The organism is Candidatus Paceibacterota bacterium (genome assembly GCA_035652395.1).
Lineage (GTDB): Bacteria > Patescibacteriota > Minisyncoccia > Phycocordibacterales > CAJBRS01 > JADGRH01.
In genome coordinates, this window is record DASRDX010000012.1 from 193,379 (window position 1) to 209,154 (window position 15,776).

The 15,776-nt window shown below is 43.4% G+C and carries 22 protein-coding genes; all 22 read left to right on the forward strand.

What is annotated here, in order from left to right; all coding sequences use genetic code 11:
* Positions 1-8 precede the first annotated feature (8 nt).
* Complete coding sequence (gene rpsQ, locus VFA52_03835; GenBank protein ID HZS43316.1) at positions 9-236, forward strand: 30S ribosomal protein S17; 228 nt, start codon at positions 9-11, stop codon at positions 234-236.
* A 2-nt stretch (positions 237-238) separates the two neighbouring features.
* The gene (gene rplN / locus VFA52_03840; GenBank protein ID HZS43317.1) at positions 239-610 is read left to right on the forward strand and encodes a 50S ribosomal protein L14; all 372 of its coding nucleotides are present in this window, start codon (positions 239-241) and stop codon (positions 608-610) included.
* A 12-nt stretch (positions 611-622) separates the two neighbouring features.
* On the forward strand, positions 623-928 hold the full coding sequence (rplX, locus tag VFA52_03845) for a 50S ribosomal protein L24 (protein HZS43318.1): 306 nt from the start codon (positions 623-625) through the stop codon (positions 926-928).
* A gap of 27 nt (positions 929-955) precedes the next feature.
* Positions 956-1,510, forward strand: a complete 555-nt coding sequence (gene rplE / locus VFA52_03850) for a 50S ribosomal protein L5 (GenBank protein HZS43319.1) — start codon at positions 956-958, stop codon at positions 1,508-1,510.
* A 307-nt stretch (positions 1,511-1,817) separates the two neighbouring features.
* On the forward strand, positions 1,818-2,003 hold the full coding sequence (locus tag VFA52_03855) for a type Z 30S ribosomal protein S14 (GenBank protein HZS43320.1): 186 nt from the start codon (positions 1,818-1,820) through the stop codon (positions 2,001-2,003).
* Positions 2,004-2,016: 13 nt separating this feature from the next.
* A complete protein-coding gene (gene rpsH, locus VFA52_03860) occupies positions 2,017-2,409 on the forward strand; it encodes a 30S ribosomal protein S8 (GenBank protein ID HZS43321.1) in 393 nt (130 codons plus the stop codon).
* A 38-nt stretch (positions 2,410-2,447) separates the two neighbouring features.
* Positions 2,448-2,981 (forward strand): 50S ribosomal protein L6, encoded by a 534-nt coding sequence (gene rplF, locus VFA52_03865; GenBank protein ID HZS43322.1) that lies wholly within the window; start codon positions 2,448-2,450, stop codon positions 2,979-2,981.
* 5 nt (positions 2,982-2,986) lie between these two features.
* The gene (gene rplR / locus VFA52_03870) at positions 2,987-3,328 is read left to right on the forward strand and encodes a 50S ribosomal protein L18 (protein ID HZS43323.1); all 342 of its coding nucleotides are present in this window, start codon (positions 2,987-2,989) and stop codon (positions 3,326-3,328) included.
* Positions 3,329-3,381: 53 nt separating this feature from the next.
* Entirely contained in the window at positions 3,382-4,026 is a 645-nt protein-coding gene (locus VFA52_03875) for a 30S ribosomal protein S5 (GenBank protein HZS43324.1), read from the forward strand.
* A gap of 5 nt (positions 4,027-4,031) precedes the next feature.
* Positions 4,032-4,472 (forward strand): 50S ribosomal protein L15, encoded by a 441-nt coding sequence (gene rplO, locus VFA52_03880; protein HZS43325.1) that lies wholly within the window; start codon positions 4,032-4,034, stop codon positions 4,470-4,472.
* The gene (gene secY, locus VFA52_03885) at positions 4,472-5,743 is read left to right on the forward strand and encodes a preprotein translocase subunit SecY (GenBank protein ID HZS43326.1); all 1,272 of its coding nucleotides are present in this window, start codon (positions 4,472-4,474) and stop codon (positions 5,741-5,743) included. The genes rplO and secY overlap by 1 nt, the downstream gene beginning before the upstream one ends.
* A gap of 105 nt (positions 5,744-5,848) precedes the next feature.
* A complete protein-coding gene (locus VFA52_03890) occupies positions 5,849-6,457 on the forward strand; it encodes a nucleoside monophosphate kinase (protein HZS43327.1) in 609 nt (202 codons plus the stop codon).
* Positions 6,458-6,460: 3 nt separating this feature from the next.
* Positions 6,461-7,231 (forward strand): type I methionyl aminopeptidase, encoded by a 771-nt coding sequence (map, locus tag VFA52_03895; GenBank protein HZS43328.1) that lies wholly within the window; start codon positions 6,461-6,463, stop codon positions 7,229-7,231.
* Between the two features lie 41 nt (positions 7,232-7,272).
* The gene (locus tag VFA52_03900; GenBank protein ID HZS43329.1) at positions 7,273-7,809 is read left to right on the forward strand and encodes an NUDIX domain-containing protein; all 537 of its coding nucleotides are present in this window, start codon (positions 7,273-7,275) and stop codon (positions 7,807-7,809) included.
* A 138-nt stretch (positions 7,810-7,947) separates the two neighbouring features.
* Complete coding sequence (locus VFA52_03905) at positions 7,948-8,442, forward strand: hypothetical protein (GenBank protein HZS43330.1); 495 nt, start codon at positions 7,948-7,950, stop codon at positions 8,440-8,442.
* Positions 8,443-8,506: 64 nt separating this feature from the next.
* On the forward strand, positions 8,507-11,290 hold the full coding sequence (locus tag VFA52_03910) for a TraM recognition domain-containing protein (GenBank protein ID HZS43331.1): 2,784 nt from the start codon (positions 8,507-8,509) through the stop codon (positions 11,288-11,290).
* A 7-nt stretch (positions 11,291-11,297) separates the two neighbouring features.
* Entirely contained in the window at positions 11,298-11,645 is a 348-nt protein-coding gene (locus VFA52_03915; protein HZS43332.1) for a hypothetical protein, read from the forward strand.
* Positions 11,632-12,237 (forward strand): nucleoside-diphosphate kinase, encoded by a 606-nt coding sequence (locus tag VFA52_03920; GenBank protein ID HZS43333.1) that lies wholly within the window; start codon positions 11,632-11,634, stop codon positions 12,235-12,237. The genes VFA52_03915 and VFA52_03920 overlap by 14 nt, the downstream gene beginning before the upstream one ends.
* Before the next feature lie 622 nt (positions 12,238-12,859).
* Complete coding sequence (locus VFA52_03925; GenBank protein ID HZS43334.1) at positions 12,860-13,249, forward strand: hypothetical protein; 390 nt, start codon at positions 12,860-12,862, stop codon at positions 13,247-13,249.
* 18 nt (positions 13,250-13,267) lie between these two features.
* Positions 13,268-14,635 (forward strand): MBL fold metallo-hydrolase, encoded by a 1,368-nt coding sequence (locus VFA52_03930; GenBank protein HZS43335.1) that lies wholly within the window; start codon positions 13,268-13,270, stop codon positions 14,633-14,635.
* Positions 14,636-14,651: 16 nt separating this feature from the next.
* Positions 14,652-15,284: a hypothetical protein gene (locus VFA52_03935; protein HZS43336.1), complete on the forward strand. Its 633-nt coding sequence runs from the start codon at positions 14,652-14,654 to the stop codon at positions 15,282-15,284.
* Positions 15,285-15,354: 70 nt separating this feature from the next.
* A partial coding sequence (locus tag VFA52_03940; GenBank protein ID HZS43337.1) for a hypothetical protein occupies positions 15,355-15,776 on the forward strand: 422 nt, incomplete at its 3' end.

The window sequence follows — 15,776 nt, forward strand, 5'->3', positions numbered from 1 at the left end:
AACCGAATATCCGTCGCCGCATTCTTTCCGGTGTTATCATGTCTGACAAAATGAAAGACACTGTCGTTGTGCGAGTGGAAAGATATGTCAAACATCCGAAATACGGTAAATACATCAAGCACGCCAAACGATACAAAGCTCACGATCCGGGCAATGCTCACAAGATGGGAGAGAAAGTCCGAATTGAAGAGTGTCGTCCGATTTCCAAAGATAAACACTTTAAAGTAATTGCTTAAATATGATTCAGCCACGTTCCATCGTAAATATTGTAGATAATTCCGGCGCCAAGATCGGTCGCATTTTCAAAGTACTTGGCTCTTCCAAGAAGCGATATGCTGAAATCGGCGAGGAAGTAGTTTTGTCTGTTCAGAAGGCCGAACCTCGAAAGCAGGTCAAAAAGAAGGACGTTCTTCAGGCCGTGGTGGTTCGTCAGAAGAAAGCCTATCGGCGCAAGGATGGTTCATATGTTCGCTTTGATGAGAACGCCGTTGTGATTTTGGAGAAAGGCAAGAAAGAGCCGATCGCTGGCCGTGTTTTCGGACCAATTCCTCGGGAAATTGCTGAATTCGGTTATCAGACTATTGCTTCACGGGCTCCGGAAATCGTTTAAATCCTTAGACTTATGAAGATCAAAAAGGGAGACAATATCATAGTAATTACCGGCAAAGACAAAGGCACCACAGGCAAGGTGGCCAAGGCCTTTCCTGCTAGAAATTTAGTCCTGATTTCCGGAGTGAATATTAAAAAACGACACCAGAAATCCAAGCGGGCTGATCAGAAAGGTCAGGTTGTGGAAGTATCTTCACCCATTCATGTCTCCAATGTGATGGTAGTGGACGATAATGGTAAGCGTGGCCGAGTAGGTAAAAAATTGGTCGGGGAAAGTTATGTTAGAGTTCATAAGAAGTCGGGAAAAACAATTCAATAAATAATGTCGCAAGCTCCTATAAGATTCATGCCAACCGTAAAAGAAAAACAGAATAAAATGTTCGACACCCTGAAAGGGGAATTTAAATATAAGAACAAGATGCAGGCGCCGAAGGTGGTGAAGGTTGTTCTTTCTTCCGCTACCGGTTCCATTAAGGATCCAAAGAAAAAAGAATTGATTGCCGACCGTCTGACTAAAATTTCCGGCCAGAAGGTTTCGCCTCGAGCGGCCAAAAAATCGGTAGCTTCGTTCAAGATTCGACAAGGCGATCAGATTGGTTACCAAGTAACTTTGCGCGGTCCGCGAATGTTCGACTTCTTGGAGAAATTAGTGAATGTTTCCTTGCCGCGAACTCGTGACTTCCGTGGAGTGAAACTTTCGGCTCTGGACGATTTGGGAAATTTTACTCTCGGTATCAAAGAGCACACTATTTTTCCGGAAACTTCTGATGAGGAATTGAAAGATGTTTTTGGTTTGGCAGTGACGATCGTTACCACTTCAAAAGATAAGAAACAGACCGAAAAATTCTTGGAAAGTCTCGGATTTGTCTTCCGTAAGACGGAAGCCAATCAAACTAAATAATTAGAAACGGCGCCGAAGGCGCCGTTTCTCTTAATATAAAAAGTCGCTCTAGGAGCGACCAGTGCCCGAATGTTTATCCAGCCAGTCAATCGGGAGGACTATTCCGAAGAAAATTAAGGCCAAAATGGTGAAATCTGGCCATTGATACCATACAACTTCACAGTTAAGAACTTTCATCTCTGGTCACCTTATCACACAAAAATCAGCTTTCAACCCTCTATTTGACTTCCTTTCTCCCTCTGATAAGATGATTTTACGCCCATTTTTGGGCTGTTTTTATCAAATAAACAAGCTCGCAAGTTCCTAAATGGCAAAGACTTCCGTAAAAGCTAGAGCGGCTCGTCCGCCAAAATTCAAAAGTCGAGTAGTCCGACGCTGCTTTCGCTGTGGCCGAAAAAATGGCTACATGCGAGATTTCGCTCTCTGTCGTATTTGTTTCCGTGAAGCCGCCAACGAAGGCAAGATTCCGGGGATTAAGAAGTCTTCTTGGTAATTATTTTACAATCATGCGCGACCTAATTGCTGATCTCATCATTAAAATCAAGAATGCCAACATGGCCGGCCATGAAACGGTTACTTTACCTTATTCAAAAATAGGCAGTGCCGTTTTAGAAGTCTTGGAAAAAGAAGGATATGTTCAAGGTCTAAACAAAAAAGGCAAGAAAATTACGAAATCAATTGAAGTCGGCTTAGTTTATGAAGACGGGAAAAAACCTAGAATTACCGGAGTCGAGAGAGTTTCAAAATTTTCCAAAAGAGTTTATCAAAAAGCTAAGGAAATCCGATCGGTTCGATCAAACTTTGGCATGCTCGTTCTGACTACTCCCAAAGGTATTTTGACTGATAAAGAAGCTAGGAAGGAAAAAGTGGGAGGAGAAGCCTTGTTTAAAATTTGGTAATTAATAGAATTCTATAAATAACGTCATAATTTTTTTATATGTCTCGCGTCGGCAAACAAATCATTCAAATTCCATCTAATACTGAAGTAAAAGTTTCTTCAGGCTTTGTTGATATTAAGGGTCCGAAAGGCACTCTTTCCAAGAAGTTTAGTGACGCAATTGAGATTAAAGTTGATGGCCAAAACGTAACCCTAATGCCTACTAAAGAAGATTTGGAAACGCAGGCTCTCTGGGGCACTTATGCATCACATCTCGCCAATATGATTGAAGGCGTAAATAATCCTTACGTTAAGAAGTTAGTGATAGAGGGCATTGGTTACCGAGCCGAAGTTTCCGGCACTAATTTGGTTTTAAATCTCGGTTTTTCTCATCAGATAAAAGTGGAAATTCCTGCCGAATTAAAGGTGACGGTTGATAAAAATATTTTAACTGTTTCCGGCGCGGACAAAGAGCTGGTTGGTCAGTTTGCTTCCAAAATCCGTGCCATGAAAAAGCCCGAACCATATAAAGGTAAAGGTATTCGATATGAAAAGGAAGTGGTCAGACGAAAACAAGGCAAGAAATCTGTTTAATAATAATGAAAACAAAGACTGAACAAAGAAATAGACGACGTAAGAGAATCAGAGCCAAAGTCTCTGGCACTAAAAGCATGCCTCGACTTTCGGTCTTTAAATCAAACAAATACATTTATGCCCAATTGATTGATGATGAGGGAGGGAAGACTCTTGCCACCTCATCTTCTATGAAGGTGAAAGGAAAGGGCAAGACTGAACAGGCCAGAAAAGTTGGTGAAGATTTGGCTAAAAAAGCTGAAGCCCAGAAAATCAAGAAAGCCGTTTTTGATCGCGGTGGTTTTGTTTACACTGGTCGAGTCAGAGCTTTGGCGGAAGGAGCCAGAGAAGGTGGTTTGAAATTTTAATATTTAATTAAACATTACAACTCTATTAACTAGGAGTTTACGACGGCATTAACATGAATGATGAAGATAAAAATTTAAATACGAAGGAGGAAGCGGTAGCCCAAGAAACTGTAGCGACGACCGATTCTTCCGCCGCTTCGGCCGCGCCGAGCCGCGACCAAGGCAATCGTCGCGGCTCTTCATCCGCCCCCGGCTTTTCCCGCGGCCCTCGTCAGAAAAACGAACGTAAGCCTCGCCGCGAGCCCAGAGCTCGTCCGGAATTTGATCAGCGTATCATTGCTATTCGCCGCGTTACTCGAGTGGCCGCCGGAGGACGACGTTTTAGTTTCAGCGTGGCTTTAGTGGCTGGAAATCGCAAAGGTCAGGTTGGGGTAGGAACCGGTAAGGCCGGAGATACTTCTCTCGCCATTGAAAAGGCCCTGAAAAACGCCAAGAAAAATATGATTACCATTCGGACTACTAAAGAAATGTCCATTCCACACGAAGTTGACGCAAAGTATTCCAGCGCTCGCGTAGAAATTATGCCTGCTCGCGGACGTGGAATTACCGCCGGCAGCTCCGTCCGAGACGTTATTGATTTGGCCGGCCTGAAAGACGTCACTGCCAAACTTCGATCGGGCACTAAAAACAAACTCAATAACGCCCGAGCCGCGGTTAAAGCTCTTAACACCCTGAAAGTTTCCAAAGTGGCTGCCTAACTATCATGCAATCAAATCAATTAAAAAGAATTCATAAAAATAAGAAATCGGCCCGAGTTGGTCGCGGCGGCAAACGTGGTAAGACTGCCGGACGTGGCACCAAAGGCCAGAAAGCTCGCGCTGGGCGCAAATTGCGACCGGAAATGCGCGACATCATCAAGAAACTGCCAAAACGACGCGGCCGCGGTAAAAACTCTTTCTTAAGTATTCAGGAAAAACCCTTAATTATAAATCTCACCACTTTGGAAGCAGTTTTTGAGAATGGCGAAAAAATTACCCCTTCCTCTTTAGTCAAAAAGAATGTTGTCAGTCTCTACAAAGGCCGCACTCCTCGGGTAAAAATTCTAGGCGACGGAGATTTCAGCAAGAAAGTGGAAATCTCTGGCTGCTTGGTTTCAGCGGGAGCCAAGAGTAAAATAGAAAAGGCTGGTGGAAAGATAAGCTAATGCAACAATTCACGGACAAATTAAAAGCCGTCTTCATGGATCCGGCCATTCGCCGCCGCATTATTTTCGTGCTGGTGGCTTTAGTCCTTTTCCGTTTATTGGCCGCCATTCCGGTACCGAATATTGATAAGACTCAGCTCGCCAATTTCTTTAATAACAATGCCTTCTTCGGACTCTTGGGCATTTTCTCCGGAGGCGGTCTCTATACTCTTTCCATCATCATGCTCGGAGTGGCCCCTTACATTACCGCCTCCATTGTCATGCAGCTTCTCACCATGATGTCACCGAGTCTGAAAGCTATGTATCAGGAAGAAGGGGAGGCCGGCCGCCGAAAATTCACTCAATACTCGCGACTGCTCACCGTACCACTCGCCGTACTGCAGGCTTTTGCTTACATGATTCTTTTTCAGAAGCAAAACGTAGTGCCACATCTCGACACTCTTCAACTTGTCACTAACATCGTAGTTATCACCGGTGGCTCTGTTCTCTTGATGTGGATTGGCGAGCTCATCACCGAATTCGGAGTGGGAAACGGCGTTTCAATTTTAATTTTTGCCGGTATTGTTGCCCGACTGCCGCAAGACTTAGTTCAACTCTCCTACACTTATGATCCGGCCCAGATTCCTGTCTATCTATTATTCTTAGCCGCTGCTCTATTAATTGTCTATGGAGTGGTAGTGATAACTGAAGCTGAACGGCCCATTCCGGTCACATACGCTAAAAGAGTAAGAGGCAATAAAGTCTATGGCGGAGTTTCTACCTATCTTCCTCTTCGTCTCAATCAATCCGGTGTTATTCCGATTATCTTCGCTCTCTCCATTCTGTTATTTCCTCAAATGATTTTCCGTTTCCTCCAAACTTCCTCACATCTTTGGGTAGCCAATGTTTCTACCTCTATCATAAATCTTCTGGCTAATCAGTGGTTCTACGGCATTGCTTATTTCGTGCTGGTCTTTCTCTTTACTTACTTTTACACGGCTGTCACTTTTGATCCCGAGTCAATTTCCACCAATCTGCAAAAAAGCGGCGCTTTCATTCCGGGAGTTCGACCAGGGGCTTCTACTTCGGAGAACTTGACGAAAGTCTTGACACGCATCACTTTGGTGGGAGCTCTATTCCTCGGCGTTATTGCCGTTTTGCCGCTTGTTGCTAGAGGTTTTACTGGCAATCAATCCTTGGCCATTGGAGGTACGGCTCTTTTAATTGCCGTCTCTGTCGTTCTTGATCTAGTGAAGAAGCTTGATGCCCAATTGGGAATGAGAGAGTATTAGAGGATAGCTTATAGGCATTAGCTTATAGCTTATAGAAAAACTTTTAGAAATAAGATAATATGTTTTAACGTATAAGCTAATGCCTAACACCTATCAGCTATTTTTATGATTCCGCAGACTTTTATTTTTATTGGACGCAGCGGTTGTGGTAAAGGTACTCAATCCGACCTCTTACATAAATACATTAATGCAAATGATAAAGATGAGCATCTGATTTTTTATTTGGAAACCGGCGCTCGATTTCGGGAATTCATGGAAAAAGAAAATTTTTCCAGTAAACTCGCCAAGGACATTTCTCTCAAGGGCGACCGTCAGCCGGATTTTTTAGCGGTCTGGATGTGGTCAAATATTCTTCTAGAAAACTTCACTGACAGTGAACATCTTATCGTCGATGGAGCGCCGCGCTCACTGCCGGAAGCCAGGGTTTTTGATTCCGCCATTAAATTTTATCGAAGAAAAAATACGACAGTTATTTATTTGAATGTTGACAGAAAATGGTCCGAAACTCATCTCCAGCGGCGCGGCAGAGCTGATGATATTAATGTTAATGAGGTTAAGAGGCGTCTGGACTGGTTTGAGAAAGATGTTGTTCCGGCAGTGGAATATTTTAAGGAGAATAAAGATTATCGATTTTTTGAAGTTAACGGAGAGCAGACGCCGGAGAAAGTTCACTACGACATCATTCAAAAAGCTTTTGGAGAAAATCTAAAATAGACGATGGTAAGGCTGAAAACAGAGGAAGAAATCAAGAAATTGCGGCAAGGAGGAAAAATCCTTGCCGCAATTCTCAAAGAGGTCGCTACTCGCGTCGCGACTGGCGTGAAGACTCGGGAATTAAACGACTTAGTTAATGAATTGTGTGAGAGAAATAAAGTCATTCCAGTCTTTCTCAATTATCAGCCCGATGGCGCCGACCGACCATACCCAGCTTCTATTTGTATTTCTATTAATGATGAGATCGTGCATGGCATTCCGAACGAAGGCGAAGAGCGTATTTTAAAAGAAGGGGATGTGGTCTCCCTTGATATGGGTATTTCGCATGAAGGAATGATTGTGGACAGTGCCATAACTGTCGGAGTAGGGAAAATCGATAAGTCGGCCGAGAAGCTTTTAGCGGCCGGAAAAGAGGCCTTGGCGGCGGGGATTAAAGCCGCCAAGGCCGGAAGCCGCACCGGCGATATCGGTGCAGCCATCGAAGCCGTGGCGAAGCGCCACGGCTTCACTCTCCCCGAAGAGCTCGGCGGCCACGGTGTCGGCTTCGCCGTTCACGAAGATCCTTTTATTCCCAACTTCGGCAAACCCGGAGAGGGTGTCATCTTAAAATCCGGCATGGTTCTCGCCATTGAACCCATGCTAAACGAAGGATCAAAAGAAACAGTTGTGGATAAAGACGGCTATACTTTCCGCACCAAGGACGGCAAACGAAGTTGCCATTTTGAACACACCATTGTAGTTACAAAAAACCAGCCAGAAATTCTAACGATCTAAAACTTGCAATTTAAAGAGAACTAATTAATATCGCATTAGGTATGCATCATCCAGATTTAGAAAAGGAGATTGCGCAAATCATCGCTTCTCCCGAATATGACCCAAAAGTTCAACAAGAATTTGCCGCTCTTTTAAATGAAGGAAAATTCTTGCGAGAAGAGGGCGCACGAGAGCATTTCAGCCTCTATTTTCTTCCATACAACAAAAAAGAGGGCAAAGTATTTCTGGTCCATCACAAAAAGGCTGATCAATGGCTGGCACCGGGCGGTCACATTGATTCAAACGAAACTCTACTTCAAACCCTCAATCGAGAGATTGAAGAGGAGTTAAGAGTGGTAAATCAGTTTTCTTCTCTGCCAAAACCATTTCATCTTTCTATTGTGGAACTAGAGAATCCTCGACCAGATTGTTTAAGACATTACGATATCTGGTACCTCTTTGAAACAGACGGGGCTAACTTCCAAGTAAACCCCGCTGAGTTTAGAGAAACCAGGTGGTTTACCGTGGAAGAAGCCAGAAAAATTCTTCGGGACAAAACCAATTTGGAGGCCCTCAATAAACTCAACGCTCCCTCTTAAGCAACTTAAATCCGCTTTCAGAAATGACTGCGGATTTTTATTTAATTGACAAACTATTCGCTCGCCCTTATGGCGATTTTTTTACCCATTGCTCATTTATCGCTCCAATGCTAACTTATTCTTAGAAAGAACATATCTATGGCCAAACCCATTATTCATGCTAGAAGTAGCGCCAAAATCTTTGGGGGCAAGCCCGAAGATTATCTGGAGATTCATCAGCTCATTGACTCGAGTCGGGGAGCTTTTCCTGATTTGCGCCATCGCACTCTCACCCACAACACTTGGTTTGTAACAACAATTCTGCCGCTCATATTCGGTGAGACCCGGAAAAACTCAGACAATAGGGAATACTCCATTCGCGACATAGGAGAAAGACACGTCATGGAGGATTTTGGCGGTAAGTTCATTCCTTCAGCTCAAGATTTTCTTACTGAAGTGGAATTCAAACCGTGGATGGATAACGGAAAAGGAAATTCTCGACCGCCAAGTTATCGAAAGCTAAAGAACTTTCTCAAAACTGTGCCAAAACAGACTGAGAGTGCTTTGAAAAAGAACAAGCGGCGGCGGCCACCAAACAACGGGGAAGCTGAGGAATTCCTTCCTGGTTGTCGCGGGAACGGAATGATTGATTAATCTTTGATTATTGACGGACATCCTTTGATGTCCGTCTTTTTATTTAACTGGTATAATATTTCAAATGGAATCTCCTACTTTGACATCTGCGGAGACAAAATTCTCTTCCCCGGAAGAAGAGCTTCAATATTTGCGCGAAAAAATCGCCCAGAAAGAGCGCGAATTATCTAAGAATAAGGAACAATTTACTCGCGAAGAGGTTATTAAAAGTGAGTTAAAAGATTACAAAAGTCAGGTTCCGGCAGAGACTTTAAGTAAGGGTTACGCTCTGATGGAGCCGCATGTAGACGCCATCGTTTTGAATCTGGTGCCCGAAACTCACGACATTAAAATGGCTGAACTTCTCGGTATTCTTCAGGAGAAGGGGATAATGAACGCTCTTCAGATTGTGGAGAAACTGAACAATCCGCACATTGAAGATGACTTCCATCGTTTTCTAGTGGAATACATTAAAGAGGGTTTCCCTGTGGAAGGTTTAAAGGAGAAAACAATTCTATCCAAAGCTCTCCGACACACCCTTTATGAAGTGTCACTGCCGAGCGAAGCGGAGAATAAAGAAGAAAAGCAAAAACAATTGAAGGAATTACTTTCCTCCATGGAGCAGTTCTACGCCGGCATGCTTTCAGTCTCGGAGAAGCAGAGCAGTCTGCGAGCCGAAGAAAATTTCTTTACTATTGAGCTCTCTAATGCCATCGGCAGTCAGGAATTTATTTTTTACGTTTCAGTGCCCGATTCCAAACGGGATCTTTTTGAAAAACAATTACTTTCCATTTTCCCTCGCGCCACCATCACTCTCCAGACTAATGATTACAATATTTTTACCGATCTGGGCGCTACTGCCGGCTCATTTGCCTTTCAATCCCAGAATCCCATCTTTCCGATAAAAACTTATGAGCAATTTGATTATGATCCGCTGAATATTATCCTTAATACTTTTTCCAAGTTAGAGCAGCATGGAGAAGGAGCGGCCATTCAGCTCGTTTTTAATCCGGCCGGCGATTACTACACCGCTCATTATAAGGAGGCTCTAGGAGAGATTCAAAAGGGAGTGCCACTGAAGAAGGCTATTGATATCAAGCACAGTTTCTTGGGAGAACTTTTTAAAACTAGCAAGAATGTGGCGACGGATCTGGCCAAATCTAATAGAGAGGAAGAAAAACCGCCTCGAGACGAAAAAGCCATTGAAAATATTCAGGCTAAAATTTCCAGTCCGGTAGCTGAAGTTAATTTAAGAATTGTCACCTCGGCTAAGACAGAATTCCGGGCCAGTGAAATCCTTTCCGACATTCAATCCGCTTTCAATCAATTTGATAATACGATTGGAAATACTGTTAGATTTCGAAAAGAGAATGGAGCGAAGTTAGCCAAACTAGTTCGAGATTTTTCTTTTCGAGTTTTTTCCAAAGAGGAAAAGATGGAGCTTAATTTAAAAGAGGCCACTTCCTTGATGCATTTTCCGGCCGGAGCGGTGCGCTCGGCCGAACTGCGTTCAGCCCGTGCGGCCACCGCTCCGGCCCCCCTTGATCTCGCTTCTGACGGCATACTGATCGGTATCAATCGCCACCGAAATTTGGAAACCAAGATTTTTATGTCACCTGAAGATCGCCTGCGCCACTTCTACACCGTTGGCCAGACCGGTACCGGCAAGACTACTTTTCTCAAGAACATGATCATTCAGGACATCCGAAATGGCGACGGTGTTTGCATGATCGACCCACACGGCTCCGATATTCAGGAAGTGTTAGCCAATGTTCCACCAGAAAGATATGAAGATGTGGTTTATTTTGATCCAAGTTATACTCCGAGGCCGATGGCTCTGAATATGCTGGAATATGATCCGCGCTATCCCGAGCAGAAAACTTTTGTGGTCAATGAAATGCTCTCTATCTTCAACAAGCTCTTTGACATGAAAGTGGCGGGCGGTCCGATGTTCGAGCAGTATTTTCGTAATGCCACAATGCTGGTGATTGAGGATCCGGAAAGCGGTAACACCTTGCTGGATGTTTCGCGTGTCTTAGCCCAGAAAAGTTTTCGTGAGATGAAACTTTCGCGCTGCAAGAATCCAATCGTTGTTCAATTCTGGCGTGACATTGCCGAGAAGGCGGGAGGCGAGTCGTCACTGGCTAATATTGTGCCGTACATTACTTCCAAATTTGACGTCTTTCTATCAAATGAAATTATGCGACCGATTATTGCTCAAGAGCACTCCTCCTTTAATTTTCGGGAGATCATGGATAATCGTAAAATCCTTTTGGTCAATTTGGCTAAGGGGAGACTTGGAGATATTAACGCCAATCTCATCGGTCTGATTCTGGTCGGTAAGATTTTGATGTCTGCTTTGTCCCGCGTAGATTCGCTGGGCCGTGACCTGCCGCCGTTCTATCTCTATATTGATGAGTTTCAGAATATTACTACCGACTCAATTGCCACCATCCTTTCCGAGGCTCGAAAATACAAATTGTCCCTTACCATTGCTCATCAATTCATCAAGCAGCTTGAGGAAAAGATCAAAGATGCCGTGTTTGGTAACGTCGGTACTATTGCTTCATTCCGAGTTGGAAGCGAGGATGCCGAGTTTCTGGAAAAACAATTTGCGCCAATTTTCAGTGCCCACGATCTTATGAACGTGGATAATCATAACGCTTATATTAAAATGCTCTCGCACGGTAAACCAGTAAAACCATTTAGTATTGAACAAATTGGGTTTCTGCCAAAAGGTGAGCCGGAAATTACGGATAAGTTGAAGGAACTGTCGTATTTAAAATTCGGCTCCCAACGAGCAGAAGTGGAAGAAAAAATCATGGAGAAATATCGGACAATTTCAGCCAAGCCATCACCCATGCTATAGTTTTAAAATGGCTTTTAAATATGATGAATTTGATATTGCCGCTATCGAAAAGACTTTTGATGAAGTAACGGATCAGGACGTAAAAGATGCGGTGGAAAATATTCAACATGAATTGGGAGAACATGGAATCTGGGGGGAGGCTTTTCCAGTGACCACAGAAGGGAATATTGATTTTGAGAAGGGTAATTTTAGATTACTTTCTCCTAATATTAAGACGGTGAGCCACGTTTATGAATTAGCCAGAAGGCTTGAAGAGAAATATCCTCAATATCAAGTTGTAATTGAACAGTTACAAGAATATAATACGCTACGCTTTACTGTATTAAAAAGAGAGCAAACAAATGCCACATCATAAAGAAGAACGAACACTAGTAATTATAAAACCGGACGGAGTTCAAAGGACTTTAATCGGCGAAATCATTAAACGCTACGAGCAAGCGGGACTTAAACTGATTGGCATGAAGATGATGGTGCCGACCGTCGATCACGTGGAAAAACATTATACTCTTGACCTAAATTGGCGGAAAATAACCGGCGAGAAAACCATTAAAGGCTATCAAGACAAAGGGCTAACTCCGCCTTCCATGGATCCGTTTGAAATCACCGGCCGCATTTTAGACGGGCTGAAAAAATATCTGACCAGCGGTCCAGTTATTGCCATGGTTTGGCAAGGCGCCCATGCGGTGAAGATTGTTCGAAAAATCACTGGCGGTACGGAGCCTCTTACCTCGGACGTCGGCTCTATCCGCGGAGACTTTGTTCTGGATTCGTATCAGATGTCAGATACTGATGGCCGAGCGGTTCGAAATTTGGTTCACGCTTCGGGCTCGGTTGAAGAAGCCGACATGGAAATTAAGCACTGGTTTAAAGATGAGGAATTGACTAAATATCGCCTAGTTCAGGACGAGATTCTCTACGATGTTAACCTGGACGGGATTTTGGAATAAAGAAATTCTAGGGCTACCTTTACAAAACATCATAATTATGCTATAATATAGAAGAATTTTGAACCTTAACAAACCTTGAAAGGAGGTTTAGATGTACGACCAACGTCGATACAAAAGAGATTTAAGAAAAGCAGTTAAACCACTAAAGCAGAGAGGAAAGGAATTCTTAAGGGCTGTTCCTAAAGGTTCCCTCAAATCATCCTGGCCAACATTCAGAATGGTGCTACGGCTCGCCCTATTTCTAGTGCAAGCGCTCTTCTTCAGTGGTCGGAAAATTCTCAATAAATAAGGGAATCAGATGAGCCAGTCTTAATGCCGTCCGGACGAATTCGGACGGCATTTCTTATTTTTATTCTATCTAAAACAGGAGATAAATTTTTAATAAAGTCTAGACTTGCATTTATTTTGGAGAGGAGAATAATGGGGGCAGGATTATTCAAAGACATTGTCTAGATTACTAACGTAATCAGGGAGCCTATTTTGTAGATGAGAACCTTGGTTTTCACCTCAGGGCACCCACCTGGCATAAAGCTGGGCTAAATGTCAGAGGATAATCCTATCGAAGAGCCGTTTGCCGGAAGGCAAACGGCTCTTGGTATAATGAAAGTCTAAAAATCAGTCCATGAAATCTTTTTTTATCCTTCTTCTTTCCTTAATATTGATCGGTATCACCATAGGTATCGATCATCTTTCTAAACATTTTTATTTATACTGGCAGACCGGCTGGATTGACGCTTCAGTCCACTTTTTAGGCGGTTTGAGCGCTACATTATTTTTTAGTTGGGTATATTTTTACACCAATCTATTTAAAAATCCTTTACCCAGAAAGAAATCTACACTTGTTCTATTTGTTTTATACATTTTAATAGTCGGTATTCTCTGGGAGATTTACGAATATCATTTCGGTTTCAGTTTTTTCTCTCAATATTTCGTTTCCGACACTATCTCTGATTTAAGTATGGACGTTTTAGGCGGTTTGCTGGCTTATTTTCTGACAACTTTTTTGATTTAAGATATACTACTGGTATTAATGAACGAAAAATTGAAACTAACCTTCTGCGGTGGAGCTAACTCGGTAACGGGGGCTAATTTTCTATTGGAAAGCGATAAATTCAAGATCTTAGTTGACTGCGGACTTGAACAGGGAGATCCGAATGCTGGAGAAATTAATCGGCGGCCTTTTATTTTTGATCCGGCAGCCATCGACGTCTTATTGGTCACTCACGCTCATACTGATCATTTAGGTCGAATACCGAAATTGGTGAAAGACGGCTTTAAAGGCCGCATAATTTCCACCATTGAGACTAAAGAATTAGCTCCTTTGATGTTGGAAGATAGTGTCAAATTATTAAACCAAGAAGCCGAAAGGAATGGAGTTTTACCGATTTATGAAATGCCAGATGTTCAGAAGACTATTAGCCTCTGGCAAAGCATACCGTACCACCAACAGACAGAAATTTTACCCGGCTTTTCCGTCTACTTGAAAGATGCTGGTCATGTTCTCGGCTCGGCCATGATTGAACTCACTCATAACGGCAAAAAAATCGTCTTCACTGGAGATTTGGGTAACAGCCCATCACCACTTTTAAAAGACACCGAGGCTATCACAGATGCAGATTATCTATTGATGGAAAGTGTCTACGGTGACCGCAACCATGAATCAGCCACCCTTCGACGGGATAAACTGGAAGATGTTATTGAAGAAACTGTCAAAAGAAACGGCGTTCTGGTAATCCCGACTTTCTCCTTGGAAAAAGCCCAGATCATCATCTATGAATTGAATAATTTAGTTGAGCAGGGTCGGATTTCGGTTGTGCCAGTCTATATTGACTCGCCGCTTGCCATTAAAATCACCGAAATTTATAAACGCCATCCGCAAAATTTCAATGACGTGGCTCGCGCGGCCGTTGAAAGAGGGGACGATCTTTTTAATTTTCCGAAACTCCATTTCACCTCTACCTCTGAAGAATCAAAAGCTATTTTAGGTACGCCTAATCCGAAAATTGTTATCGCCGGCTCCGGCATGTCCACCGGCGGTCGCATTCAGCATCACGAAATTAATTATCTTTCCGATCCGAAAAACACCTTGCTCTTTATTGGCTATCAGGCGGCTGGCTCCGTCGGCCGTCAAATCGAAGATGGTGCTCGCTCAATTAATCTTCTCGGTCAGAATGTTCAAATTAAAGCCCAGATCGCCAAGATTGACGGGTTTTCCTCTCACAAGGACTCCGAACACCTGATTGAATTTGTGGAAAATACTGCTGATACCGTTAAAAAAATTTTTGTAGTGATGGGAGAAAGTAAGTCGGCTCTCTTTTTAGTTCAGCGTCTGCGCGATTATCTTGGTCTTCAGGCCTATCATCCCCGAGAAGGAGAGAGCGTAATGCTGGAATTCTGATATAATTTTTACAATTATGGCGATTGATAAACACGGTCATTTGAAAATTAAAGTTGCTGTTTCCGGAGCAGCCGAGATGGGATTTCTCGGGCAGGTTGCATACGATAAAGCCAAAGAAATCGGCCGCGAAATTATTCGCCAGGATGGCATTTTAGTTAGTGGGGCCACTACCGGTTTCCCACTGTGGGCGGCTATTGGGGCCAAGGAGGAAGGCGGAATGTCTTTCGGTCTCTCTCCGGCCTCAAACGAAGTGGAACACGTAGAAACTTACCGCTTGCCGGTAGATTACATGGATTTAATTATTTATACCGGCTTTGGTTATTCCGGTCGCGATCTTTTAATGACTCGCTCCTCGGATGCAATTATCATCGGACCAGGCCGAATTGGCACTATTCATGAATTTACTATTGCTTATGAAGACCTTAAACCGATTGGGGTTTTGACAGGTGATTGGGAAGATACGGACGAAGTAATTAAAAATATTATGGACAAGAGTCACCGGCCAAATGATAAGGTCGTCTTTAGCGATGATCCAAAAATTTTAGTTCAGCGGGTTATGGAAATGGCTCAAGCCGATAAAGAAAAACATAAATATGTTCACATGAACGATGATCATATTGGAGGAACGGTAGGCGAGAGAGTGCTTTAAAAGAAAGAGGCCAAAAGTTCAGGCCTCTTGTCTCTCAGTGTGATATAATCCTCCATATTCTCGAGGGAAAATGAAACACTGCTTCTATAAAATCTCTTTCTCTTTTCTAGCCACTCTCCTTCTCCTCCGCTCTTTCTTTGACTCCACCAAGGCTCTCTCCAAAGAAGAAACTACTCCCATCCCACTAAAGAGAGAAGCCACCTCCTCCCTCCTCCTCAAACCCTACCTCTCCCTCCTCCTCAAACACTCTCCCTTCTCCTCTCTTCTAATCACTCCAGCTTACGCAGCTGAGGGAAGCTCCTCTCCCTCCTTTTTCTCCTCCCTCCTCAACTTCTTCAAAAATCTCTTCTCGAAGCCTACGACTGTAGAGATTATCAATACCACTCCCACTGCTCCAAAGACTCCTACTCCTCCAGCAATCTTCAACCCTCCCGTCTCCACTCCTCCAAATTCCACCTCAAACCTCATCCACAACACCACCATCATTAATGG

Bases quoted from the DNA above. Each gene is read 5' to 3' on its own strand.
- rplN (HZS43317.1), top strand. From the start codon at position 239: ATGATTCAGCCACGTTCCATCGTAAATATTGTAGATAATTCCGGCGCC.
- rplX (HZS43318.1), top strand. From the start codon at position 623: ATGAAGATCAAAAAGGGAGACAATATCATAGTAATTACCGGCAAAGAC.
- rplE (HZS43319.1), top strand. From the start codon at position 956: ATGCCAACCGTAAAAGAAAAACAGAATAAAATGTTCGACACCCTGAAA.
- VFA52_03855 (HZS43320.1), top strand. From the start codon at position 1,818: ATGGCAAAGACTTCCGTAAAAGCTAGAGCGGCTCGTCCGCCAAAATTC.
- rpsH (HZS43321.1), top strand. From the start codon at position 2,017: ATGCGCGACCTAATTGCTGATCTCATCATTAAAATCAAGAATGCCAAC.
- rplF (HZS43322.1), top strand. From the start codon at position 2,448: ATGTCTCGCGTCGGCAAACAAATCATTCAAATTCCATCTAATACTGAA.
- rplR (HZS43323.1), top strand. From the start codon at position 2,987: ATGAAAACAAAGACTGAACAAAGAAATAGACGACGTAAGAGAATCAGA.
- VFA52_03875 (HZS43324.1), top strand. From the start codon at position 3,382: ATGAATGATGAAGATAAAAATTTAAATACGAAGGAGGAAGCGGTAGCC.
- rplO (HZS43325.1), top strand. From the start codon at position 4,032: ATGCAATCAAATCAATTAAAAAGAATTCATAAAAATAAGAAATCGGCC.
- secY (HZS43326.1), top strand. From the start codon at position 4,472: ATGCAACAATTCACGGACAAATTAAAAGCCGTCTTCATGGATCCGGCC.
- VFA52_03890 (HZS43327.1), top strand. From the start codon at position 5,849: ATGATTCCGCAGACTTTTATTTTTATTGGACGCAGCGGTTGTGGTAAA.
- map (HZS43328.1), top strand. From the start codon at position 6,461: ATGGTAAGGCTGAAAACAGAGGAAGAAATCAAGAAATTGCGGCAAGGA.
- VFA52_03900 (HZS43329.1), top strand. From the start codon at position 7,273: ATGCATCATCCAGATTTAGAAAAGGAGATTGCGCAAATCATCGCTTCT.
- VFA52_03905 (HZS43330.1), top strand. From the start codon at position 7,948: ATGGCCAAACCCATTATTCATGCTAGAAGTAGCGCCAAAATCTTTGGG.
- VFA52_03910 (HZS43331.1), top strand. From the start codon at position 8,507: ATGGAATCTCCTACTTTGACATCTGCGGAGACAAAATTCTCTTCCCCG.
- VFA52_03915 (HZS43332.1), top strand. From the start codon at position 11,298: ATGGCTTTTAAATATGATGAATTTGATATTGCCGCTATCGAAAAGACT.
- VFA52_03920 (HZS43333.1), top strand. From the start codon at position 11,632: ATGCCACATCATAAAGAAGAACGAACACTAGTAATTATAAAACCGGAC.
- VFA52_03925 (HZS43334.1), top strand. From the start codon at position 12,860: ATGAAATCTTTTTTTATCCTTCTTCTTTCCTTAATATTGATCGGTATC.
- VFA52_03930 (HZS43335.1), top strand. From the start codon at position 13,268: ATGAACGAAAAATTGAAACTAACCTTCTGCGGTGGAGCTAACTCGGTA.
- VFA52_03935 (HZS43336.1), top strand. From the start codon at position 14,652: ATGGCGATTGATAAACACGGTCATTTGAAAATTAAAGTTGCTGTTTCC.